22 protein-coding genes are annotated in these 21,694 nt (G+C 72.6%); 16 read left to right on the forward strand and 6 right to left on the reverse strand.

All coding sequences use genetic code 11. The features are described 5' to 3' along the window. The first annotated feature begins 51 nt into the window (after positions 1 to 51). On the forward strand, positions 52 to 1,401 hold the full coding sequence (locus ACIBEF_RS16895) for a class I adenylate-forming enzyme family protein (protein WP_396794200.1): 1,350 nt from the start codon (positions 52 to 54) through the stop codon (positions 1,399 to 1,401). Here the strand turns inward: ACIBEF_RS16895 and ACIBEF_RS16900 are convergent. Further along, positions 1,329 to 2,015: a 4'-phosphopantetheinyl transferase family protein gene (locus tag ACIBEF_RS16900; RefSeq protein ID WP_396794201.1), complete on the reverse strand. Its 687-nt coding sequence runs from the start codon at positions 2,013 to 2,015 to the stop codon at positions 1,329 to 1,331. The two genes, ACIBEF_RS16895 and ACIBEF_RS16900, sit on opposite strands and share 73 nt — an antisense overlap. A gap of 15 nt (positions 2,016 to 2,030) precedes the next feature. Between ACIBEF_RS16900 and ACIBEF_RS16905 the strand changes: the two genes are divergently transcribed. From ACIBEF_RS16905 to ACIBEF_RS16960, 12 genes are all read left to right on the forward strand, one after another. Further along, on the forward strand, positions 2,031 to 2,297 hold the full coding sequence (locus ACIBEF_RS16905; RefSeq protein WP_355007995.1) for an acyl carrier protein: 267 nt from the start codon (positions 2,031 to 2,033) through the stop codon (positions 2,295 to 2,297). After that, on the forward strand, positions 2,297 to 2,542 hold the full coding sequence (locus ACIBEF_RS16910; protein WP_396794202.1) for an acyl carrier protein: 246 nt from the start codon (positions 2,297 to 2,299) through the stop codon (positions 2,540 to 2,542). Before ACIBEF_RS16905 ends, ACIBEF_RS16910 begins: the two co-directional genes overlap by 1 nt. Continuing rightward, positions 2,535 to 3,638 (forward strand): beta-ketoacyl-[acyl-carrier-protein] synthase family protein, encoded by a 1,104-nt coding sequence (locus tag ACIBEF_RS16915; RefSeq protein WP_396794203.1) that lies wholly within the window; start codon positions 2,535 to 2,537, stop codon positions 3,636 to 3,638. Before ACIBEF_RS16910 ends, ACIBEF_RS16915 begins: the two co-directional genes overlap by 8 nt. After that, entirely contained in the window at positions 3,635 to 4,147 is a 513-nt protein-coding gene (locus ACIBEF_RS16920; protein WP_396794204.1) for a beta-ketoacyl synthase chain length factor, read from the forward strand. Before ACIBEF_RS16915 ends, ACIBEF_RS16920 begins: the two co-directional genes overlap by 4 nt. Next, complete coding sequence (locus tag ACIBEF_RS16925) at positions 4,144 to 5,760, forward strand: class I adenylate-forming enzyme family protein (protein WP_396794205.1); 1,617 nt, start codon at positions 4,144 to 4,146, stop codon at positions 5,758 to 5,760. Before ACIBEF_RS16920 ends, ACIBEF_RS16925 begins: the two co-directional genes overlap by 4 nt. After that, positions 5,757 to 6,995, forward strand: a complete 1,239-nt coding sequence (locus ACIBEF_RS16930; RefSeq protein ID WP_396794206.1) for a beta-ketoacyl-[acyl-carrier-protein] synthase family protein — start codon at positions 5,757 to 5,759, stop codon at positions 6,993 to 6,995. The genes ACIBEF_RS16925 and ACIBEF_RS16930 overlap by 4 nt, the downstream gene beginning before the upstream one ends. A gap of 75 nt (positions 6,996 to 7,070) precedes the next feature. Then, complete coding sequence (gene hppD / locus ACIBEF_RS16935) at positions 7,071 to 8,162, forward strand: 4-hydroxyphenylpyruvate dioxygenase (protein WP_396794207.1); 1,092 nt, start codon at positions 7,071 to 7,073, stop codon at positions 8,160 to 8,162. After that, positions 8,159 to 9,088, forward strand: coding sequence for a phytanoyl-CoA dioxygenase family protein (locus tag ACIBEF_RS16940; protein WP_396794208.1), 930 nt, complete (start codon positions 8,159 to 8,161; stop codon positions 9,086 to 9,088). The genes hppD and ACIBEF_RS16940 overlap by 4 nt, the downstream gene beginning before the upstream one ends. Before the next feature lies 1 nt (position 9,089). Continuing rightward, positions 9,090 to 9,881, forward strand: coding sequence for a DUF3050 domain-containing protein (locus ACIBEF_RS16945; RefSeq protein ID WP_396794209.1), 792 nt, complete (start codon positions 9,090 to 9,092; stop codon positions 9,879 to 9,881). Then, a complete protein-coding gene (locus ACIBEF_RS16950; protein ID WP_396794210.1) occupies positions 9,878 to 10,849 on the forward strand; it encodes a thiamine pyrophosphate-dependent dehydrogenase E1 component subunit alpha in 972 nt (323 codons plus the stop codon). Before ACIBEF_RS16945 ends, ACIBEF_RS16950 begins: the two co-directional genes overlap by 4 nt. 1 nt (position 10,850) lies before the next feature. Then, positions 10,851 to 11,819 carry a transketolase C-terminal domain-containing protein gene (locus ACIBEF_RS16955; RefSeq protein WP_357197494.1) on the forward strand — a complete coding sequence of 323 codons (969 nt, stop codon included), beginning with the start codon at positions 10,851 to 10,853 and terminating at the stop codon, positions 11,817 to 11,819. Beyond that, positions 11,816 to 13,174: a hypothetical protein gene (locus tag ACIBEF_RS16960; RefSeq protein WP_396794211.1), complete on the forward strand. Its 1,359-nt coding sequence runs from the start codon at positions 11,816 to 11,818 to the stop codon at positions 13,172 to 13,174. The genes ACIBEF_RS16955 and ACIBEF_RS16960 overlap by 4 nt, the downstream gene beginning before the upstream one ends. A gap of 91 nt (positions 13,175 to 13,265) precedes the next feature. Here the strand turns inward: ACIBEF_RS16960 and ACIBEF_RS16965 are convergent, their stop codons facing one another. Together ACIBEF_RS16965 and ACIBEF_RS16970 are read right to left on the reverse strand one after the other, a co-directional pair. After that, a complete protein-coding gene (locus ACIBEF_RS16965) occupies positions 13,266 to 13,964 on the reverse strand; it encodes an SGNH/GDSL hydrolase family protein (RefSeq protein WP_396794212.1) in 699 nt (232 codons plus the stop codon). Positions 13,965 to 14,003: 39 nt separating this feature from the next. Then, positions 14,004 to 14,942, reverse strand: a complete 939-nt coding sequence (locus ACIBEF_RS16970; RefSeq protein WP_396794213.1) for a sialidase family protein — start codon at positions 14,940 to 14,942, stop codon at positions 14,004 to 14,006. A 222-nt stretch (positions 14,943 to 15,164) separates the two neighbouring features. Here ACIBEF_RS16970 and ACIBEF_RS16975 point away from each other — a divergent pair, with 222 nt between their 5' ends. Continuing rightward, positions 15,165 to 15,746: a hypothetical protein gene (locus tag ACIBEF_RS16975; RefSeq protein ID WP_396794214.1), complete on the forward strand. Its 582-nt coding sequence runs from the start codon at positions 15,165 to 15,167 to the stop codon at positions 15,744 to 15,746. A 22-nt stretch (positions 15,747 to 15,768) separates the two neighbouring features. Here ACIBEF_RS16975 and ACIBEF_RS16980 read toward each other — a convergent pair whose 3' ends face one another. From ACIBEF_RS16980 to ACIBEF_RS16990, 3 genes are read right to left on the reverse strand one after another with little or no spacing between them, the layout of a single operon-like run. Further along, entirely contained in the window at positions 15,769 to 15,993 is a 225-nt protein-coding gene (locus ACIBEF_RS16980) for a hypothetical protein (RefSeq protein ID WP_396794215.1), read from the reverse strand. A 42-nt stretch (positions 15,994 to 16,035) separates the two neighbouring features. After that, entirely contained in the window at positions 16,036 to 17,259 is a 1,224-nt protein-coding gene (locus ACIBEF_RS16985; RefSeq protein WP_396794216.1) for an MFS transporter, read from the reverse strand. Continuing rightward, positions 17,256 to 18,815 (reverse strand): AMP-binding protein, encoded by a 1,560-nt coding sequence (locus tag ACIBEF_RS16990; RefSeq protein ID WP_396794217.1) that lies wholly within the window; start codon positions 18,813 to 18,815, stop codon positions 17,256 to 17,258. Before ACIBEF_RS16990 ends, ACIBEF_RS16985 begins: the two co-directional genes overlap by 4 nt. Positions 18,816 to 19,129: 314 nt before the next feature. Between ACIBEF_RS16990 and ACIBEF_RS16995 the strand changes: the two genes are divergently transcribed. After that, a complete protein-coding gene (locus tag ACIBEF_RS16995) occupies positions 19,130 to 20,410 on the forward strand; it encodes an SGNH/GDSL hydrolase family protein (RefSeq protein ID WP_396794286.1) in 1,281 nt (426 codons plus the stop codon). Between the two features lie 68 nt (positions 20,411 to 20,478). Then, entirely contained in the window at positions 20,479 to 21,690 is a 1,212-nt protein-coding gene (locus ACIBEF_RS17000) for a cytochrome P450 (protein WP_396794218.1), read from the forward strand. Positions 21,691 to 21,694: the final 4 nt, after the last annotated feature.

The raw sequence follows: 21,694 nt of genomic DNA on the forward strand, positions 1-21,694 counted from the left end.
CGGTGAACGGCAGTGACGGCAGAAGATCCTACGGCGACAGACCCCGGTTGGGTGGACGAAGTCCTCTTCGCCGGCCACCCGACCGACGTTTGTCTTCGTCTGCCCGAGCCCGTCGACCGGGCCACCCTGCACCGGCTGGTCACCGCCGCGCAGGAGCGGCTGACCACCGTCGGACTGCGCCCCGGTGGCGCCGTGGCGCTGCGGTTGCCGCCGTCGCTGGCGTACGTGGTGAACCTGCTCGCCACCTGGCGCGCCGGGGGGCAGGCGATCCTGCTCGACCACCGGCTCACCGATCACGAGGTGGACCGGGCGCTGACCCGGTTGACCCCGCAGGTGGTGGTCGCTCCGGTGCGGACCGGTGGCGGCGCGTTGAAGATCTTCGTCGACGTCACCGAAGGCGTCACCCGGTACGCCGACCGTCCGGCGGTCAGCGGCCACGCCGTGATCCAGCTCAGCTCCGGCTCCACCGGCCCGTCCAAGGTGATCGGCCGCACCGCCGCCGACCTGGTCGCCGAGGTGCACCGCTACACCCGGATCGACGGGGTGGCGCTGCCCGGCGAGCGGATCATCCTGCTGCCCTCGATGGTGCACGTGCTCGGCCTGGTCGGTGGTCTGCTCTACGGGCTGCACGCCGGGGTCGAACTGGTGCCGCCGGAGCGGCTCAGCGGCGACGCCGTGCTGGCCGCGATCAGCGCTGGCCCCACGCCAGCCACGGTGCTCGGCGTGCCGTTCCACATCGGACTGCTCGCCTCCACCCGCCCGACCGGTCCACTGCCACAGCTGCGACGGATGACCACCGGGGGTGAGCTGGTCCCGGCCGCCGTCGCCCGTGCGTTCACCGACCGGTACGGCGTACCCCTGGGCAACATGTACGGGATGACCGAGGTCGGGGTGATCGGCACCGACCTGCACGGGTCGCACCGACCGTCGATCGCCCCCGCGCCCGGGATCGAGGTCCGCGAGTCCGGCGGTGAGCTGTGGGTGTCCTGCCCGGCGTCGCCGTACGTCGGGCTGAGCGACCCGACCCGCTGGTCCGACGGCTGGCTGCACACCCGCGACGCCGGGACCGTCGACGACGACACCGGCCTGGTCACGGTGCGTGGTCGACTCGACTCGCAGGTCTCCGTCGGCGGGATGAAGGTCGACCTGACCGAGGTGGAGGCCACCGTCGCCGAGCTGACCGGCGTCGCCGCCGCCGTGGTGGTCTGGGACGACGGCATCACCGCGTACGTCCAAGCGGACGGCCCGCTGTCGGAGGAGACGCTGGACAAGCTCCTCGCCGAACGGTTGGCCGGCTACAAACGGCCCAGGGCGTTGCACCTGCTCGATCAGTTGCCCCGTACCACCACCGGCAAGCTGGTCCGCTCGACCGACACGCTGCGCTCGGCGGTCACCCCGTGACCGGGCCGCTGCACCACCTCGACGTCGACCTGCTCGCCCGCGTGCGCGGCGACGGCCAGGACGAGGCCCCCGCCCAGCGACGGGTGGCCGACGCGCAGGTGCTCGGTGCCGGGCACCGGCCCCATCGGCAGCCCCGGCGGCGGCATCAGCCGGCGCAGCCCGCCGTCGCGCAACCCCTGCCCGAGCGCCTTGCCGACCGCCTCCTTGGCGGTCCACAACTGCAGGAAGTCCACCGTCCGGCCGGCCTCGGGCCGATCGCCCAACCAGGCCAGCTCGGCGGGCGGGAACCAGCGGCGGGCCAGCGCGAGCGCCGGCAGCGGACGGATCCGCTCCACGTCCACCCCGACCGTGCCGGCTCGGCGGGCGGCGACCACCACCAACCCGGCGGTGCGGCTGACGCTGACCGCCAGCTCGACCGACCCGGTCACCTCGTCGACCCGGACGACCGGCCGTCCCTCGCGGTCGTGCGTCAGCACCAGCTCGGCGTCGGGGCGACCGAGCAGCAGAGCACCCGCCCGCCGCAGCAGCACAGCGGCCGGATCCGGCTGACCGCCGGTGTCCCGGCCGACCCACACGTAGGCGGTGTCCCGACCGGACACCGTCAGCTGAGTCACGCAGAAAGGGTATCCATGAGAGCCGAGGTCCGCGCCTTCGTCGTCGAGCAGCTCGCCGATATGAACTACGACGTCGAGGGGCTCGACGACGACACCACGCTCGGCCCCTCCGGCGTCGACCTGGAGTCACTCGCCCTGGCCGACCTGTCCGTCCGGGTCGAGGACCGGTACGGCCTGACATTCGCCGACGACGAGTCGGAGCAGCTCGCCCTGATGACGGTCGGCGAGTTCACCACAATGGTCGCCGATCGCGTCACCGAGGCGACGAGCGACAAGAGCTGATGGGCGGTCAGCCCGATCTGGGGCGAGCTGACCTGATGACCATGCTCGCCGAACTCACCGCGAAACCGGCTGCCGACGTGTCCGACCGGATCGGCTCGATGGAGCTCGCCTGGCTGGTGCACCTCGTCGAGCAGCGCTACGAACGCCGGCTCGACCTCACCGACGACGCCCTGGCCGGCATCCGCACCGTCGACGACGCCCTGGTGGTGTTCCGGGCATCGCTGACCGCCTCCGCAGATGGTTGAGGCGCGCGTCGCCCAGATCACCGGTGTGTACGCGGTCAGCGCCCTGGGGCGGGGCGCCGACGCGCAGCTCGCCGGGGTGTTGGCCGGCGTGCCGGCGTTCGGACCGGTGGACCGGTTCGACACCGCCGCCCGCCGGGTCACCGTGGCGGCTACCCTGCCCGAGGTCGCTGCCCTCGCCGACGAGTTGGCCACCGCGATCGACGCGGCCTGCCGCGCGGCCGGTCTGAACCGCGCGCAGCGCGCCGGGTGCGCCCTGCTGCTCGCCGTGCACGGCGGCCCGGCCGTGGGCCCGACGCCGGCCGTGCTCGCCGGTCAGCTCGCCGCGCGATGTGGACTGTCCGGTCACACCCGGGTCTACACCAGCGCCTGCGTGTCGGCCAGCACGGCGGTGGCCGACGCCGCCGCCCGGATCACCCGGGATGACGTCGAGCGGGTGGTGGTCGCGGCCGGCTACCTGGTGGAGTCGGACCAGTACGCGCTCTTCGACGCCGGTCGCGCCCTCGCTGTCGACGGGGCGGTGCGCCCGTTCAGCACCGGCCGTCGAGGGTTGCTGCTGGGTGACGGCGTGGCCGCGGTGGTGCTGGAGTCGAGCGCCGCCCGACGACGCGGTGTCGAACCGGTGGCCACAGTGGTCGGTTGGGGGCGGGCCGGCGACGCGTTCCATCCCTGCCAGCCGGAGCCCGGCGGCACCGGGCTGGCCCGCGCCGTCGACGGCGCGCTGCGCCGGGCCGGGCTGCCACCGCAGTCCGTCGGCTACGTCAACGCCAACGCCACGGGTACCGCGCAGAGCGACGCCGCCGAGGCCGCCGCCCTGCGTCGGGCTCTCGGCGGTCATGCCGCCCAGGTCCCGGTCAGCTCGACGAAGTCGGTCCACGGGCACGCGCTGGAGGCATCCGGGTTGCTCGAACTGGTGGTCACCGCGCTCGCGCTGCGCCACGGCGACCTGCCGGTCAACGCCGGATGGCTGGGCCCCGACGAGTCCTGCCCCCTGAACATCGTCAGAGATCGTCCGCAAAGGACGGAAGCCGCCCACGCCCTGACCCTCAACGCCGCCTTCGGTGGTGCCAACACCGCTCTCCTGGTCGGCGTCGAATGACCGGATCACCGGGGGAGAGCGCGCGGGCTCTCTGGCCCGAGGGCGGCGACGTCGGGGGCACCGTGGCGGGGGTGCCGGGGTTCGTGCACTCGGACTTCGCGCCGGTGGTGGTGGCCGTCGCGGAACGGTGTCTACGGCGGGGATACGGGTCGGCGGGAGTGCCCGCCGAGGTGCGGACGGGAATCGTGCTGGTCAGCGCCAGCGGTGATCTCGCCAGCGCCCAGCACGTACGGGCCGCCGTCGAGGCCGGCGGGCGGATCGGCCCGCTGTTCTTCTTCCAGTCCGTGCCCAACAGCGTCGCCGGGCACCTCGCGGCCCGCTGGAACCTGCGAGGACCGGTGGTCTGCCTCAGCCCGACCGGCGACCCGTACACCGACGGTGTCGCCGAGGCCGACCTGCTGCGCGACGACGGCGACGCCGACGAGGTGTTGCTGATCCTGATCGAACAGGCACCCGACGGGCCGACCGAGGCGGTCGCGGTGCTGCTGGGGGGAGGAGCACGACCATGAGGACACGGGGACTGCGCGGCGCACTGGCCGCCGACACCGAACTGGGCGCGGGCAACGTCCTGGCCCGGGTGCTGGCGCACGGCGCCGACCCGGACGGGCCCGGCCTGACCTTCGACACCGCCGTCGACGGGCACCCCGCCGAGACACCGCTGACGCTGGGGCGGCTCGACGAGCGGGTCGCCGCCCGCGCCGCCTGGCTGCACGCACAAGGGGTACGCCCCCGCGACCCGGTCGCCGTCTGGGCCACCGCCGCCGCCGACATGGTGCTCAGCTTCCTGGCGCTGGCCCGGCTCGGGGCGATCCCGGCGCTGATGAACGGCAAACTCCGCCCGGAGATCGCCGCAGAGTACATCCGCCGCCTGCGGGGCGTCGGTGTGCTGGCCGACGACGCGCACACCGCGCTGCTGGCCGGGCACGACCTGGGCGTACCCCTGCTCGGCACCCCCGCGCAGGCCGGCGCGGGTGACCCGGCCGCGGCCCCGGCGCACTACCGGCACCACCCGGACGACCCGATCGTGATCACCCACACCTCCGGGACGACCGGGGTGCCCAAGGCGGTGCTGCACTCGCACGCCAGCCTCTTCGCGGCCACCCGACACCTGCTCACCATGCCGCAGGCGCAGGGCACCACCCGGATCCTCAACGCGCTGCCCGCACCGCACACCGCAACGGTGCTGATGGTCAACCAGGCGCTGGGCAACCGCGCGCAGATGTTCCTGCTCTCCGAGCAGGGCGGCGAGCAGGTGCTGGACGCCATCCAACGCTGGCGCCCCGACGGGGTGTTCGGGTTCTCGGTCACCTGGGCGGAGCTGGCCCGCTTCGACCTGTCCGGGTACGACCTGGACTCGGTGCGGCTGTGGTTCAACACCGGCGACGCCTCGCACGAGCCGCACATCCGCCGGCTGGTCGCGGTCGGTTGGCGCGACACCATCACCCGCGACGGGGTGGCGAAGGTGCCCGGCTCGGTCTTCATCGACGGGTTGGGCTCCAGCGAGATGGGGCACTCGATGTTCCACATCACCCACCGCGCCGACACCGACCGGTACGGCCGCTGCATCGGCCGCCCCTACCGGTTCGCGAAGGTGGCGGTGCTCGATGCCGACGGTGAGCCGGTGCCGATCGGCGAGGTGGGTTTCCTGGGCATCGACTCACCGTCGCTGTTCCGGGGCTACTGGAACGACTCGGTCACCACCTACCGCTTCCGCCAGCGCGGCTGGTACCTCACCGGTGACCTGGTGCGTGCCGACACCGACGGCCGCTACTACCACCTGGACCGGGCGGTGGACTCGGTCGACGCCGGTGACGGGCGGCGGTTCTTCACCGCGCTGTCCGAGGAGCGCATCCTCGCGGCCTGCCCGGACGTCACCGACTGCACCGTGGTGATCGTCGCGGAGGCCGGAGCGGTCGTCACCGACGTGCTGCTGGAGTTGGCCGCCGGCGCCGACGAGGCCGAGGACCGCACCGAGCGGGTCCGCGCCGCCCTCGGCCCGGACGTCGGCGCCACACTGCGCCGGGTCGTGCCGGTCAGCTCCGCCGACATCCCGGTCACCGTGACCGGCAAGGTCCGCAAGGTGGTCCTGCGTGAGCGCTACCTCACCGAGGCACGTTCATGACCGCGTTGATCACGGGGATGGGTCTGTTCACACCGGTCGGTCGGGGCGTCGAGGAAACCTTCGACGCGCTGACCACCGGCCGGTCCGGGCTGACCCGCCCGCCGGAGGGGCACCCGGCGAGCACGTCGCTGGACGTCGCCGGCCTGCTGCCCGACATCGACCCACGTACCGTCGCCTCCGGGCCGGAGACCCGGGTGCTGGACCGGATCGTCGTCCTCGCCCTGCTCGCCGCCGCCGACGCTCTCACCGACGCCGGCATCGAGGTGGGCCGCGACGTCGACCCCGACCGGATCGGTGTGATCGTCGGTGGGGTCGGCGGGATGGCCACCCTGGAGTCGCAGGTGCTGGCCCGGGCGGCCCGGGGTCGGGCGGCGGTCAGCCCGTACCTGCTCACCGGGATCCTGCCGAACATGCCGGCGGCGCGGATCGCCATCGCGCACGGCATCCGCGGCTACAGCTCGTCGGTCGGCACGGCCTGCGCCTCCGGCGCCCAGGCGGTCGCCGACGGGGTGCGGCTCATCGCGACCGGCGAGGTCGACGTGGTGCTCTGCGGGGCCAGCGAGGCTCCGCTCTTCCCGACCTTCGCCGACACCTTCGGCAACGCGCGGGCGTTGGCGCGCGCCGGCACCGACCCGGGCCGGGCGAGTCGGCCCTTCGACGCCTCCCGCAGCGGGTTCGTCCTGTCCGAGGGGGCCGCGCTGCTGGTGCTCGAACGCGCCGAGCACGCCGCGGCCCGGGGCGTCGCCGGGTACGCCGAGGTGGCCGGGCACGGCGCGACGACGGACGCGTACCACCCGACCGCCCCCCGCCCGGACGGCACCGGCGCGGCGGCGTGCATTCGCCAGGCGCTGCGCAGCGCCGGTGTGCCGGCGGCGGCGGTCGGTTACGTCAACGCGCACGGCACCGGCACGAAGCTCGGTGACATCGCGGAGACCACGGCGCTGGCAGACGTCTTCGGCGTCGGCGGTGTGCCGGTCAGCTCCACCAAGGCGCTCACCGGTCACCTGCTCGGTGCCTCCGGGGTGCTGGAGGCGGCGGCCACCGCGTTGGCGCTCGGTCGGGGCCTGCTGCCGCCGACGTACCACCTCGACGATCCGGATCCGGCCTGCCCGGCGGACCACATCCGGGACACGCCCCGCAAGGCAGACCTGGAGTACGCCGTCACCAACTCGTTCGGGTTCGGCGGCCAGAACGTGAGCCTGCTGCTGGCGCGCGTCGCCGAGCCGAGGGGGTGATCGAGGCGGCATCCCGGGCGGGGTGTGCCCGGACGGCAACACAGGGGGAATCGGGTGGGAAGGGTTTCAGGCGACATGGACATCCGTGGTATCGACCACATCGAACTCTACGTGGGGGACGCCCGACAGGCGGCCTTCTACTTCAGCACCGCCGTCGGCTTCGAGATCTGTGGCCAGGGTGGTCCGGAGACCGGGCTGGCGGGGCAACGCTCGCTGCTGCTCTGCCACGGCGACATCCGGTTGCTGCTCACCTCCGGGCTGAGCGCCGAGCATCCCGCGTCGCGGTACGTGCAACGCCACGGTGACGGCATCGGTGTCGTCGCCGTCGAGGTCGACGACGTGCCGGCCGCGTACGCCGAGCTGGTGGGTCGGGGCGCGACCGGGGTGACGCCGCCGACCACCCGCACCGGCGCGGACGCCGAGGTGGTGACCGCCGAGGTGGACGGCTTCGCCGACGTGCGGCACCGGCTGGTGCAGCGCCGGGGCGAGGGGAACGAGTTCCTGCCCGGCGCCATCACCGCGGCGACGTCCACGACGGACGGCCACCCGCCGGTGCTCGCCGAGATCGACCACCTGGCGGTCTGCGTACCGCCCGGCCAGCTCGACGAGACGGTCCGGCACTTCGAGGCGCTGTTCGACTTCGCGCAGATCTTCGAGGAGCACATCGAGGTCGACGGACAGGGCATGAACTCCAAGGTGGTGCAGAGCCCGTCGGGGCGGGTCACTGTGGTGCTGCTCGAACCGGACCGCAACCGGCGACCCGGGCAGATCGACGCGTTCCTCGACCAGCACGCCGGTGGGGGAGTGCAGCACCTGGGGCTGCGCACCGACGACATCGTCGGCGCGGTCGAGGCGCTGGGCCGGCGCGGGGTGCGCTTCGCCGGCACCCCCGCCAGCTACTACGACGCCCTGGAGGCGCGGGTGGGTCAGATCGACGCCCCACTGCACCGGCTGCGCGAGCTGGGTGTTCTCGTCGACTCCGACCACGACGGCCAGCTGCTGCAGATCTTCGCCGAGTCGATGCACGTGCGTCGCACGCTCTTCCTGGAACTGATCGAGCGACGCGGCGCGCGCGGCTTCGGCAGCGGCAACATCAAGGCCCTCTACGAGGCCAAGGAGCGGGAACTGGCCACCGCGGTGGCCACACCACAGGGGGTGGGGGCATGACCGCGACGGGGTACGAGCCGACGTTGACCGCCGAGGAGCAGGCGCTGCTGCCGTCCGACGACGACGTGCGGCACTACGCCGAGCACGGCTGGTACCTGTCGAGGAAGGTGTTCACCGACGACGAGGTGGACGCCCTCGCCGCCGCCACGCAGCGCTACTACGACGGGGAGCGGGACCGGCGGCTGCCGGTACGCCCACCGAAGCTGGCCTACTGGGAGCCGTCCAGAGGGCCGGTGCAGCGGCACAACGACTACGTCCACCACGAGCACGACGGGCTCGGCGCGATTCTGCGCAAACCGCTGCTCGGCGCGGTCGCCGCCCGGCTCGCCCGAGCCGACGAGATCCGGGTCTTCCAGTCCACGCTGATCTACAAGCCGCCGATCTCCGGCGAGCCGAGCAACATCGTGCCCTGGCACTTCGACAAGCACTACTGGGCGTCCTCGTCGTCGGAGAAGATGCTGACCGCGTTCATCCCCTTCCACGACTGCGGGGAGGAGATGGGCACCATCACGATGGTCGACGGTTCGCACCGGTGGAAGGAGATCGGCGCGGACGACACGGTGGTGCGGCACTTCGCCGACCGGGACCGCAGCCAACTGGAGGAGATGCTGGCCGAGAACGCCGCGTACAACGGCGCGGAGATCCGCAAGATCCCGATGGTGATCCCCAAGGGACACGTGAGCTTCCACCACTGCCGCACCTACCACGGCAGTGGCCCCAACGTCAGCGGTCGCCCCCGACAGGCGATCTCGCTGCACCTGCAGGACGGCGACAACGCCTGGCGGGAGTATCCGCTCTCCGACGGCACGCTCGCCTCGTACAACCACGACGTGCTGGTCCGCCGCACCCCCGACGGGCGGCCGGACTACGCGGACCCCGATTACTGCCCGGTCATCTGGCGCCACCGCGCCCAGCAGGGAGGCTGACATGTCACGCTACGACTGGGGTAAGACGCACCCGGGCATCGAGCGGTTGGAGCGGGCGGTGACCGACCGGCGCGACGCCGTGGTCAAGCACCCGCTCTACGCCAACCTCGACACCCACGAGGCGCTGGTCACGTTCATGCAGCACCACGTCTTCGCGGTGTGGGACTTCATGTCCCTGCTGAAGTCGCTGCAACGGCAACTGACCTGTGTCACGGTGCCGTGGATCCCGACCGGCCCGACCGGCAGCCGCCGCCTCATCAACGACATCGTCATGGTCGAGGAGAGCGACGAGCTGGGCGGTGGCTACATCAGCCACTTCGAGCTGTACGTGCGGGGCATGGCCGAGGCCGGCGCGGACACCACGGCGGTGAACGCGCTCATCGACCTGCTGCGCGCCGGCCGACCGGTCACCGAGGCGCTCGCCGAGGCCGGAGTGCCGGCCGCGTCGGCGAGGTTCGCCGCGACCACCTGGCAGATCATCGAGTCCACCCCGGTGCACTGCCAGGCGGCGGCGTTCGCGTTCGGCCGGGAGGACCTGATCCCGGACATGTTCACCCAGGTCGTCTCGGTCAACGAGGTCAGCAACCGGCTGCACACCTTCGTCGACTACCTGGAGCGGCACATCGAGGTCGACGGCGAACAGCACACCCCGATGGCCATGCAGATGCTCGCCGACCTGTGCGGCGACGACGACACCAAGTGGCAGGAGTGCGCCGACACCGTCAACACCGCCCTCGCCGCCCGGGCAAGGCTCTGGGACGACATCCTGGCCGCCATCAAGGGGCCCGTGTGACCGACGCCGACCCGGTCCGGCTCTACCGCACGGTCCGGCTGATCCGCCGGTTCGAGGAACGGGCGGTGGAGATGGTCCGCGGCGGGCAGATCGTCGGCGGCATCCACCCTTACCTCGGTCAGGAGGGGATCGCCGCCGGCGTCTGCGCCGCGTTGGGCGCCGACGACGTGCTCGCCGGCACCCACCGTGGGCACGGGCACGTCCTGGCCCGCGGGGCCGACCCGGCCCGGATGCTCGCCGAGCTGTGCGGTCGGGTCACCGGCCTCAACGCCGGCCGGGGCGGTTCGATGCACGCCGCCGACCTGAGTATCGGCGTGCTCGGGGCCAACGCGATCGTCGGCGCCTCGGGGGCGATCATCACGGGTGCGGTCTGGGCCCACCGCCGCCGGGGCCGTGACACCGTCGGGGTGAGCTTCTTCGGCGACGGCGCGGTCAACGAGGGGATGCTGCTGGAGGCGTTGAACCTGGCCGCGCTCTGGCGGGTGCCGGTGCTGTTCGTCTGCGAGAACAACGGTTACGCGACCACCATGCCGGTGGCCGGCGCGGTGGCCGGCAAAATCGCCGGCCGGGCCGCCGCGTTCGACATCCCGGCCGTCGGAGTCGACGGCCAGGACCCCGAGACGGTACGCGTCGCCGCGTGCGCCGCCGTCGACCGGATGCGCGCCGGCGGCGGCCCCGAGCTGATCGAGGCCCGGACCTACCGCTTCGACGTGCACCACACCTTCGAACACGCGGTACGCCTCGACTACCGGCCACCCGACGAGGTGACCCGTGGTCGGGCCCGGGACCCGGTGGCCATCCAGGGTGAACGCCTCACCGACACCGACCGCGCCGCCGTGGACGCCGAGGTCGAGGCGACCCTCGACGCGGCGGTGCGGTTCGCCCTGGACAGCCCGCAACCCGACCCGGCCGACGCGTTGACCTACCTGTACGCCAGCGGCATGACCGCCCGCACCGGAGGTGGCTGAGGTGCCCCGACTGTCGTACCGCCGGGCGCTGACGAGGGCCCTTGGCGACGAGTTGGCCCGCGACGAGGCGGTGTTCCTGCTCGGCGAGGACGTCCAGGTCGGGGCGTCGCTGGTGACCACCGGGCTGGCCAAGCGGTTCGGCACCGAACGGGTCCGCGACACCCCCCTGTCGGAGCAGGCGTTCACCAGCTTCGCCACCGGGGCGGCGCTGGCCGGGCTGCGCCCGGTGATCGAGTTCCAGATCCCGTCGCTGCTGTTCCTGGTCTTCGAACAGATCGTCAACCACGCGCACAAGTTCCCGTTGATGACCGGCGGGCAGTGCCGCGTTCCCGTCACCTACCTGGTGCCCGGGTCCGGCTCGCGTACCGGGTGGGCGGGGCAGCACTCCGACCACCCGTACAGCCTCTTCGCCCACGTCGGCGTGGTCACCGTCGTGCCGGCCACCCCGGCCGACGCGTACGGGCTGCTGGTCACCGCGATCCGCCACGACGACCCGGTGGTGGTGTTCGCGCCGGCCGGCGCGATGGACGTGCGTGACGACGTCGACGACCTGACGCCGGTGCCGCTGGGCCGGGGGCGGATCCACCGTTTCGGCGACGACGTGACAGTGGTCGCGATCGGGCACCTGGTGCACGACGCGCTGGCCGTCGCCGAGGAGCTGGCCGACCAGGTCTCGGTGGAGGTGTTCGACCCGCGCACCCTGTACCCGTTCGACATCGACGGCCTCACCGAGTCGGTGGCCCGCACCGGACGCCTCGTGGTGCTCGACGACGGCAACCGTTCCTGCGGTATGGCCGCCGAGATCATCACCTCGGTGGTGGAGCGGGTCCGGCTGCTCGCCCCGCCCCGCCGGGTCACCCGCCCGGACGGGGCGGTGCTGCCGTTCGCCCCGGCACTGGACCGGGCCGTCCAGCCCGGCCGCGACCAGCTCGCCACCGCGATCCACCTCACGATGAAGGACGGCTCATGACTGATCCGAACTACCCGTGGCCGGCGGCCGACCGGGCCTGGAACGACCTGCCGGCGCCGGCCCGTCGAGCCATGGTGGCAAGCGGGGCGGCGGCCTGGGAGCAGGTCTTCCACGGTCGGGCGACGTACAACAAGCAGTGGCGGTTGGCCCGGCCCCCGGTGCTCACCGCCGACGCCTGGCGGCAGCTCAACGAGGTCTGCGACCGGCTGGCCCAGCTCATCCTCGACGCCTGCCGCCGGCGGGCCGACACCGCCGGTGAGCTGCGCCGGCTGCTCGGCGTACCGGCGGGGGAGACCCGGCTGCTGGACGAGGCCGAGCCGCTGACCGAGGCGCTGCTGGCCGCGTACCGCCCGGACGTCATCTTCTCCGCCGGCGTGCCGAAGTTCGTCGAGTACAACATCGACAGCAGCCTCGGTGGCGGGTTCGACGCCGACACCGTCATCCAGCGGTACGAGGGCCTGTACCGGAAGCACGGCATCCTCGACGACCTGCCGGTGCGGGCCGCGCCGTCGCTGCTGGACCAGCGGTTCGTGGCGATCCGCGAGGAGCTGCGGCTGCCCGAGGGCGCCCGGGTGGCGCTGTTGATGGACTTCGACGGTGACTACCCGGGCCTCGACGACCCGCAGACGTTCATCCGGATCCTCGACCCCCTCGCCGTACGGGCCCGGGACTTCGGCATCGACCTGGTCATCGCCCCGGTGTCCACCGCCACCCTGGACGCCGACAACCGCCTGGTCGTCGACGGCGCGCCTGTCGACGCGCTGTTCCGGCTGTTCGTGCCCAACCGGGTCACCCCGACCGCGGGCCTGGACGCGGTGGCCCTGGCCCTCGCCGCCGGCACCCTACCGATGTTCGTGTCGGCGGCGGCCTGGCTGCTCGGCAACAAGACCACGTTCGCCTGGCTGTGGGAGGACGTGGACGGGCTACCCGCCGACGACCAGGCGCTGATCCGCCGGCACGTGCCGTACACGGTGCCGTTGACCGCTGCGGTGCTGGACCGGGCCGTCGCCGAGCAGGCCACGCTGGTGGCGAAGCCGGCCGACGGTTCGGCCGGGTACGGTGTCCTGCTCGGCCCGGAGCTGAGCGCTGCGGACTGGGCCGACGGTGTGCGGGCCGCCGTCGACCAGGGCGGCGCCATCCTCCAGGAGTACCTGCCGACCGACCGGGTGTCGATGGACTTCGTCCAGATCGAGACGGGTGAGACGGTCACCGCCGACGTCCCGTACTCCCTGGCCCCGTACCTGTTCGGCCGGCACGCCTCCGGCGGCCTGGCCCGGGTCGGCTACCCCGGCTGCGACGGCATCCTCAACCTGGCCCACGGCGTCCTCCTGACCGGAATCCTCCTGACCGACTGAAGACCGCCCCCCGCCCCCGGCCCCCCGGCCCCCGGGTTGATCATGAGGTTGGCGTGGCTCTGAGTCGCCCCTGGCCTCGCCAACCTCATGATCACCGGGATGGAGGGAGCCGGTGGGGGAGCCGGTGGGGGGAGAGAGCGCGCAGGGTTTGGGCGGTGGCTATGGCGTCGCTGCGGGCGCTGCCGTGGCGGCCGTCAGTGCTGTAGAGGCTGGGGTCGGCCGTCAGGGGATGGTCGGTCAGGTGCACGTGGATCGTGTTCAGTCGCTCGGCCAGGTTCGCCGTGTGCGCAGACAGGCGGCGCATCCTGTCGCCCAGGCCGGGCCGGAGGTGCGCGGGCACCGCCGGGCTGTGTGAGACGTCGAACATGCCCACTGTGATCACGTCCGCGCCCACCTCGCGCAACGCGACGATCAACGCGGTCAGCTCGGCGTCCACCGCCTCCGCGTCGTACGCCGGGTGGAAGGCGTCGTTGCCGCCGCAGACGACAAGCGCCAGGTCCGGTGCGAAGGCCAGCGCCGCGGCGAGCTGGGTGGCCCGCACCTGGTGCGCGCGCAGCCCGCGTCGACCCAGATTCCGGTACGCCAGCTCGGGGCGCACGGCGGTCAGCTCGGCGGCGACCCGGTCGACCCACTGCACGTCCGGGTAGCCCGGTGTCGGCTCACACATGCCCTCCACGACGCTGTCGCCGAGCGCCACGAACCGCCGCCACGGGTGCCCGTCCAGCAGTTCGGTGGCCTCCCCGGGGCGCAGACAGTACGGGTCCGTCGATTCGGTGAGCGTCGATGGCATGCCGGCACGCTAGCCGACCGCCGGGCTGCCGGGCCAGGCTCAGCCGGTCAGGCTGACCTCGGCCAGGTAGACACAGGTCTTCCCCTCGTGCGACGAGTAGTAGCTCACCCACAGCAGGTCGTCGTGCCAGACCAGCCCGGGGTAGCTGGTGTCGCCACCGGACGGCAGCGCCACCAGCTCGGTCAGCTCGCCCCGGTCCGCATCGACGACGCAGATCGCGGTGCGGACCTCGCCGTCGTGCAGGCGCACCCCGGCCAGCAGCAGCCCGTCGGGCAGGCGGAGCAGCGCCGGCCCACCCACCTGGACGCCCAGATCCGTCCAGGTCCAGTCCCGGTACGGCGGCACGGCCCGGCCGAGCTGCGCGCTCGCGGTGGCCGCGTCCCGCCGCAGCAGGCACAGGGCGGTACCGTCCGGCGCGAAGACCAGGCCGCACTCGTTGGGGTACCCGTCAGCGAACAGCGTCGGCACCCACTGCCGCAGGTCCACCCCGTCCGTGCTGCGGTAGAGCCGGGCGAACCTCGGCTCCCGGGTGGCGTAGCCGACGCCGTACATCGCCTCGTCGTGCCAGGCCGCCCGCCACACCCAGACGCCCGGCTCGCCCACCGGGGTCGGATCACCCCAGGTGTGCCCGTCGGTGCTGAGCCAGGTCACCGTCTGGAACGTCTTGCTGGCCGCGCCGGTGGCGGCCGCCGCGAGCAGTTGCAGCCGCCCGTCGGGGCGCGCCACGAAGCGGGGGTCGCGCAGGTCGGCACCGGGCTGCGCGATGACCGTCGCGGAGGTCCAGGACCGGCCGTCGGTCGACGTCAGTATCCGGATCACGCCGTCGTCGCTGAGGTGGGTGCGGGCCTCCCGGAAGGCGCAGAACCAGCTTCCGGCGTACCGGACGAGGTCGGTGAACGCGCTGTGCGGCGCGCTGTCGCCGATCCGGCGCACGGCGACGACCTCCGCGGTGCGGCGGCGGGTGGGTGACGACGTCATACGCGGCGGCCTCCTGGTTTGCAGGGCGCCGACGGTAGCCGACCCGGCCGACGCGCGAGCGGCGATCAGCGGAACGTCCGACGAACACACCCCGCTGTCGGATCGGCGTCGGTCGCGCGGCGCTGTCGGCGCGCTGGAATCGGATGGTGGCGCCGATCGCGCACGATGGTCGGTGGGCCGGCCGGCCGGTCGGGTTGATGGCAGGCCCGCTGCCCGGAGGAGGTGGGGGCCATCGAGTCGTTCCTGCAGGCCCTCGCGGCGAAGCTGGTCGAGGAGATCGTCAAACGGCTTGTCGAGTGGCTGACGCCGAAGGCGCTGCGGTCGGTGCCGCACCGGGCGTCGCCGAACTGCCCCCGTTGCGGCGGGTACGGAGTCCGTCGGTGGGCGCCCGCCGGCATGTGGATGTTCCTGCCGTCCCTGCTGGCCTTCGCCTGGGGTTTCGGGTTCACCCTGCTGGGTGTGCCGGTGGTGGTGCTCTCCGTGGTCGCCGTGCTGGTGTCGGACGGTGTCGGCGGGTTGCTGACCGCGCTGCTCGCGCCGCTGGGCCTGCTGGTCCCCGTCACATTGATGATCGCGGGCGCGTTCGGCCTGGCCCACTACCACAGCTACCCACCGAAGTGGTGCGCCCGCTGTCACGGTCGGTGGCCGCGCCGGGAGCGCGACGAATACCTACGGGCGTCGGCTCCGGTGCTGACCTGCGGCTGCGGTCAGAAGCTACGGGTGCCGCCGACGGCCACCGGTACACGCCTGCGCTGCCCCCGCTGTCGCACCGAGCACGCCACCCCGGCCCCGGCCGAGCGCTGACGAGGCCTCGACCGGCACGCGCTCAGTGGGCCAGGGCGTACCCCGCGCCGCTGGGCAGCCGGACGGTCATCTCCTCGCCCAGATGGGAGGTGCGGTTGTCCCAGCCGCCGACCTCGACCGGGCGGATCGGCAGCTCCGCCCACCGGGGAAACTGCTCGGCCACCAGTCGGCGGACCAGGGCCGTGTCGATCCGGTCGGCCGTGGCGGCGTCGGTCACCGGCACGCCGTCGGTGAGCTGTCCGTTCATCGGCCCGAGCCTGCGGCAGCCGGGCGGGCTCCGCAACGGGGTTTACCGGGTGGTGGCGGGAGTGGGCCGCACCGGTGTCTCCGGGCCGGGGGCCCTGCTCAGCAGCGGGTACGCGGTGACCACCAGGCACGCCGCCGCCATGGTCAGCAGGGCCGGGGTGAATCCCAGCGCGTCCACCGACCAGCCGCCGAGCAGCGCGCCGACCGGCAGACCGACGAACGCCAACGAACCGGCGATGCCGATCACCCGGGTCTGCAACTCCGGCGGCACCCGCTCGTAGAGCGCCACCCCGAGCAGCGGGTTGACCGCCGCGATGCCGATTCCGGACAGGAACGTCACCACGAGCACCACCGGCAGCTCGTCGCTGATCGCCAGCGCCACCAACCGGGGCGTGCCGGCGACCAGCGCGCCGACCAGGAACGTCAGCCGCCGGGGCAGCCGGGGCCCGAGCGCGGTGAACACCAGGTTGCCCAGCAGCGCGCCCGCCGAGAACGCCGCCAACACCAGGCCGAGACCGCTCGGGCCGGGAAGCTCCCGGGCGACCCAGACCGGGATGTAGACGGCCACGCTGGCGTTGGCCACCATGTTCAGCGCCGAGATGACGCCGAGCATGCCGAGCAGCGGCCGGTCCCGGCCCAGGTAACTGAAGCCACCCCGCAGGGCGCGCAGGTACCTCTCCGGTTGGGTGGGTTGCGTCGGGGCGGCCGGCGGACGGACCAGGACGCCGATGAGCAGCGCGCAGACCCCGAAGCTGGCCGCGTCGATGAGGATCGCCTCGGTCACCCCGAAAACGGCGATCAGCAGGCCGCCCACCGCGGCGCCGAACAGTGTCACCACCCGGCTGAGCCCGTCGTACGCGGAGGTCAGGCGGATCAGCGGCACTCCGGCGGCCTCCGCGACCGGCCGGAACATCACGTGTTTCACCCGGTCCCCGATGCCCCGCAGCGCGCCGGCCACCGCGACGAGCGCCACCAGCGGAACGAAGCCCAACCACGGGGTCAGCGCCACGACGACCATCACCACCGCGCTGCCCGCGTCGCAGAGGATCGAGGTACGGCGCAGGCCGATCCGGTCCGCCCAGGGTGTGCCCAACGCGCTGGACAGCAGGTACGGCAGGGTCTCGGCGAACGCGACCAGACCCATCTTGGTGGGGCTGCCGGTGGTGACCAGCACCAGCCACGGAATGGTCACCACCGAGATGCGGGTGCCCAGGTTGGAGATCAGGTCCGCGCTGACCAGGACGACCAGTTGCCGGCGGGGGGTCACGCCCCGACCGCCGCCGCCCGACGGGCCGCGTACCGCGCGCGCAGCGCCCGCTTGTCCACCTTCATCGACCGGTTGACCGGCAGCCGGTCGAGGACCTCCACAGTGGCCGGCGCCCACATCTCGTTGAGTTCGACGGTCACCAGGTCGATCAGCTCCGCCCCGGTGACCGTGGCGCCCGGCCCGAGCACCACGTACGCGTGCGGCACCTCGCCGACCGTCTCGTCCGGCACCCCGATGACGGCGGCGGCCCGTACCTGAGGGTGCCCGACCAGCACGTCCTCAATGGGACGGCAGAAGATCGCCCAGTTCCGGCGATGCGTGACGATCATGTCGTGTGCCCGGTCGACGAGGTAGAGGTAGCCGTCGTCGTCGAGGTGGCCGATGTCGCGGGTCCGCACCCACCCGTCGACGAGCGTCTGAGCGGTCAGCTCCGGCTGACCGTGGTAGCCGGCGAAGCTCAGTCGGGTCCGTACCCACACCTCGCCGTCGCGGCCCGTCGGCAGCACCGCGCCATCGTCATCGCGGATCTCGACGCGGACGTCGCCGTAGGGCCTCCCGCAGGAGCGCAACCGTTCCGGGTGCTCCGGATCGTCGGTCAGCCCGGGCAGCGCGGTGATCACGACCGCCTCGCTGAGGCCGTACACGATGCGCAGCACCGGGCCGAACCGGGCGATGGCCTGGCGCAGCCGGGCGGGCGCCGCGGGCCCGGCGCCCACGTTGAACATGAACATGGCGGAGAAGTCCGCGCCGACCAGCGCCGGGTGGTCCAGCACCTCGTAGAGCATCGGCGGCGTGACGAAGGTCGAGTTGATCCGCTCCCGTTGCACGGTGTCCACGAAGGCCACCGGGTCCCAGTCGTCGCGCAGGAACAGCACCCCGCCGGTGAACAGGTTGAACAGTGTGGTGATCTGCCCGCTGGCCAGCCACATCGGCGAGTGCGACAGGTGTCGCAGCAACGGGAACCCGGCGGCGCGGAAGTCGGCGGCCAGGGCGAGGATCTGGGCGTAGAAACTCTCCCGGTGGTGCACCAGCTTCGGGCTGCCGGTGGTGCCACTGGTCTGCAGGAACGACTCGGGTGCCGGCACCGACGCCGGCAGGCCCGTCACGTCGGCGTCGGCCGTGAGATCGGGCCCGGTGCCGCCCGAGCCCAGACAGCACACCGGGGTGCCGGGCAGCGCGGCGGCCAGTTCCGGGCCCAGACTGGCCCGGTCCCGGGCGTCGTAGACCAGGGCGTCCGGGCGGGCCAACCGGATGAACTCGTCGACCTCCCGGCGCGCGGTCACCGGGGCGACCCACATCGTCCGGCAGCCGAGCAGATGCAGGGCGAGCTGTAGCAGCGGACCCTCCACCGCGTTCGCGACCGTCACCAGCACCGCCGACCCGGGCCGTACGCCGTGCCGGGTCGCCGTCGCGGCCATCGCCCGGACCAGCGCGGCGGCCTCGGTGTAGGTGAGTCGGCGACCGGCGCCGACAAGCGCCTCCCGGTCGCCGAATTCGGCGAAGAGGTCCAACACCCTGTCCACGTAGGTAGTGGTGTGCCCGGGTCCGTCAGTCATCCGGCAGCCCCCATCTGAGAAAAAGCGGCGGTCCCCGGGCAGTTCCCGGAGACGACGCGACGGTGGCGCGGTTGGCGACCGCACCGCCGCCGCCTGGAAGCCTAGGCGCGAAACGGCTGGTCGGAACCGTGCCGACGGGCGATCCGAACGGCCCGCCGGACATTTGATCGCGTCGATCAGGTTGATTGACGCCCGTCAGCGGCGGCGGCTAGGTTTCTGGACCATCGTCCAGGCGGGCGCCGTCAGCGGACGGCCCTGGGCTGCCACACGATGGAGGTTCCATGGCAACGGCAACCCCGAAGAGATGGCCTGTCATCGCCGCTGCGGCCGCGCTGTTGGTCGCCGGCGCACCCGCCGTCGTCGCCAGCGCCGGTCCGTCCGGCACCGCCGCCGGCCGACCCGACTCCCGCGCCGAGTGGGCGGGAAGTTGGGCCACCGCGGTCACCCGGGGCAACTCGGTCGGGCTGACGAACACCGGCCTCAACAACCAGAGCGTCCGGATGATCGTGCACGTCTCCGTGGGCGGCCCGGCGCTGCGGGTCCGTCTGAGCAACCTCTACGGCGAGCAGGCGGTCACCGTCGGTCGCGCCACCGTCGCCCGGCCGAACACCGCGACACCGGACGACCTCTCCGACATCGACGCGGCCTCGGTACGTCCGTTGAGCTTCACCGGTGCGACCACGGCGACCATGAACCGGGGCGCCGAACTGCTCAGCGACCCGCTGGCCTTCCCGGTCGCCGACGACAGCGACCTGGTGGTCACCCTGCACTTCCCGACGCCGACCGGCCCGACCACGTTCCACGGGCAGTCCCAGCAGGCCAACTTCATCGGCGCCGGGGATCTGACCGGGGCGGCCGAGGGCACCGGCTTCACCACCCGTCCCACCTGCTGCTGGTTCTTCCTCTCCGGCGTCGACGTGCAACGCAAGGGCAGCCCCGGCGCGCTGGTCGTGCTCAGCGACTCCATCGGTGACGGCAACGGCAGCACCGTCAACGCCAACCGGCGCTGGCCCGACCTGCTCTCCGACCGGTTGCTCGCCGACCGGCCGGACAAGCGCACCCCGGGTGTGCTCAACCTGAGCCTGGCCGGCAACCGGCTCAACCACGAGGGCACCGAGCCGGGCGACGGCAACTACCCGGGCTACTACCAGCTCGGCCCGAACGCGGCGGCCCGGCTCAACGAGGACGTGTTCGGCCAGACCGGGGTGCGTACCGTCGTCACCCACCTGGGCATCAACGACATCTGGATGTCGAACGACTCACCCGAGGCGATCATCGGCACGCTGCGGCAGATCAACCAGCAGCTCCAGCAGCGCGGGCTGACCAGTCTGGTGGCCACGCTGACCCCGTACGAGGGGCACGGCGCGCCGGGTGTGTGGACGCCGCAGAAGGAGGCCACCCGCCAGGCGGTGAACGCGTACCTGCGCGGCAGCAGGGAGTTCGACGGGCTGCTCGACTTCGACCGGGTGCTGCGCGACCCGGCACGGCCCAGCCAGTTGCTGCCCGCGTACGACTCGGGGGACCACATCCACCCGAACGACGCCGGCAACCAGGCGTTGGCAGACGCCGTGCCGCTGCGGCTGCTCGACCTGTGATCCGGACCGGGGGTGGCGGGTGATCCCCGCCGCCCCCGGTCACCGACATCCTGGGGAGGAGTTCGATCATGGAGGTAGGGGAGTTACTCACCGGCCTGTACAGCGAGCAGGGCAGACAGGACCCGTACCCGTGGTACGCGGACCTGCACCGGCTCGGCCCGATCAGCGCGGTACCGGCGCGCGCCGAGCACCGTACGGTGGCCGCGGTCGCGGTCGGCTACGACCTCGTCGACGGGTTGCTGCGCGATCCGGAATGGACGAAACAGCCGCCGCCGGGCTGGGAGGAGCAGGAGATCCTGCGGACCTTCCAGACCTCGATGATGTTCGTCAACCCGCCCGATCACACCCGGATGCGGCACGTCTTCTCCCGCACCTTCACGCCGCGCCGGCTCGGCGCGCTGGAACCGGTGATCCTGCGCGTGGTCGACGAGCTGCTGGACCGGATGGCGGACGCCGGGGACGGCGTGGTCGACTTCGTGGCCGACTTCGCGTACCCAATTCCGGCCCTGGTGATGGCCGAGTTCATCGGCATCCCGGCCGCCGATCTGCCGTGGTACCGCGAGCGGGTGGAGTGGATCGACGAATTCCTGGACGTGGCGGGGAAGACCCCGCAGCGGCTGGCCGCGGCCAACACCGCCGCTCAGGAGTTGCGGGCCTTCTACCGGGAGTTGATCGGGCACCGCCGCCGGCTGCCCGGGGACGACCTGCTCAGCGCGTTGGTCGAGGCGCTCGACTCCGGGGAGGTGGAGCTGACCGAGCAGGAGTTGGTCAGCAACCTGATCGTGCTGTTCAACGCCAGCTTCGTCACCACCGTCTACATGTTCAGCAACGGGCTGCCGCTACTCTTGGCCCACCCGCGGACGGTCGCGGCGCTGCCCACCGACGCCACGCTGGCGCAGGGCTGCGTCGACGAGGTGCTGCGGTTGGCGAGCCCTGTGCACTTCCTGGCCCGCGCCGCACCGGCCGACACCGTGCTGCACGGTGTGCCGGTCGCCGCTGACGACAACGTGCTGATCATGATCGGCGCGGCCAACCGCGATCCGGCCCGTTTCCCGGCCCCGGACACCTTCGACCCGACCCGTCCCGGCCCGCCGTCGCTGGCCTTCGGGGTGGGTCTGCACTTCTGCCTCGGCGCGGCGGTGTCGCGGTTGGAGGGTCGCCTCGCGCTGCCCCGGCTGTTCGCCAAGTTCCCCGCGCTGACGGTCACCGAGACACCGACGTTCAGCGGCAGCCTGTTCCTGCGTGGCATCGACAAGCTGCTGGTCAGCACCGGCGGATAGGAGC

This window comes from Micromonospora sp. NPDC050795 (assembly GCF_044456785.1).
Taxonomy (GTDB): Bacteria; Actinomycetota; Actinomycetes; order Mycobacteriales; family Micromonosporaceae; genus Micromonospora.

What these genes read in the sequence shown, in the direction of transcription:
- ACIBEF_RS16905 (WP_355007995.1), top strand. Translation starts at nt 2,031, where the DNA reads ATGAGAGCCGAGGTCCGCGCCTTCGTCGTCGAGCAGCTCGCCGATATG.
- ACIBEF_RS16910 (WP_396794202.1), top strand. Translation starts at nt 2,297, where the DNA reads ATGGGCGGTCAGCCCGATCTGGGGCGAGCTGACCTGATGACCATGCTC.
- ACIBEF_RS16915 (WP_396794203.1), top strand. Translation starts at nt 2,535, where the DNA reads ATGGTTGAGGCGCGCGTCGCCCAGATCACCGGTGTGTACGCGGTCAGC.
- ACIBEF_RS16920 (WP_396794204.1), top strand. Translation starts at nt 3,635, where the DNA reads ATGACCGGATCACCGGGGGAGAGCGCGCGGGCTCTCTGGCCCGAGGGC.
- ACIBEF_RS16925 (WP_396794205.1), top strand. Translation starts at nt 4,144, where the DNA reads ATGAGGACACGGGGACTGCGCGGCGCACTGGCCGCCGACACCGAACTG.
- ACIBEF_RS16930 (WP_396794206.1), top strand. Translation starts at nt 5,757, where the DNA reads ATGACCGCGTTGATCACGGGGATGGGTCTGTTCACACCGGTCGGTCGG.
- hppD (WP_396794207.1), top strand. Translation starts at nt 7,071, where the DNA reads ATGGACATCCGTGGTATCGACCACATCGAACTCTACGTGGGGGACGCC.
- ACIBEF_RS16940 (WP_396794208.1), top strand. Translation starts at nt 8,159, where the DNA reads ATGACCGCGACGGGGTACGAGCCGACGTTGACCGCCGAGGAGCAGGCG.
- ACIBEF_RS16945 (WP_396794209.1), top strand. Translation starts at nt 9,090, where the DNA reads ATGTCACGCTACGACTGGGGTAAGACGCACCCGGGCATCGAGCGGTTG.
- ACIBEF_RS16960 (WP_396794211.1), top strand. Translation starts at nt 11,816, where the DNA reads ATGACTGATCCGAACTACCCGTGGCCGGCGGCCGACCGGGCCTGGAAC.
- ACIBEF_RS16965 (WP_396794212.1), bottom strand. Translation starts at nt 13,964, where the DNA reads ATGCCATCGACGCTCACCGAATCGACGGACCCGTACTGTCTGCGCCCC.
- ACIBEF_RS16970 (WP_396794213.1), bottom strand. Translation starts at nt 14,942, where the DNA reads ATGACGTCGTCACCCACCCGCCGCCGCACCGCGGAGGTCGTCGCCGTG.
- ACIBEF_RS16980 (WP_396794215.1), bottom strand. Translation starts at nt 15,993, where the DNA reads ATGAACGGACAGCTCACCGACGGCGTGCCGGTGACCGACGCCGCCACG.
- ACIBEF_RS16990 (WP_396794217.1), bottom strand. Translation starts at nt 18,815, where the DNA reads ATGACTGACGGACCCGGGCACACCACTACCTACGTGGACAGGGTGTTG.
- ACIBEF_RS17000 (WP_396794218.1), top strand. Translation starts at nt 20,479, where the DNA reads ATGGAGGTAGGGGAGTTACTCACCGGCCTGTACAGCGAGCAGGGCAGA.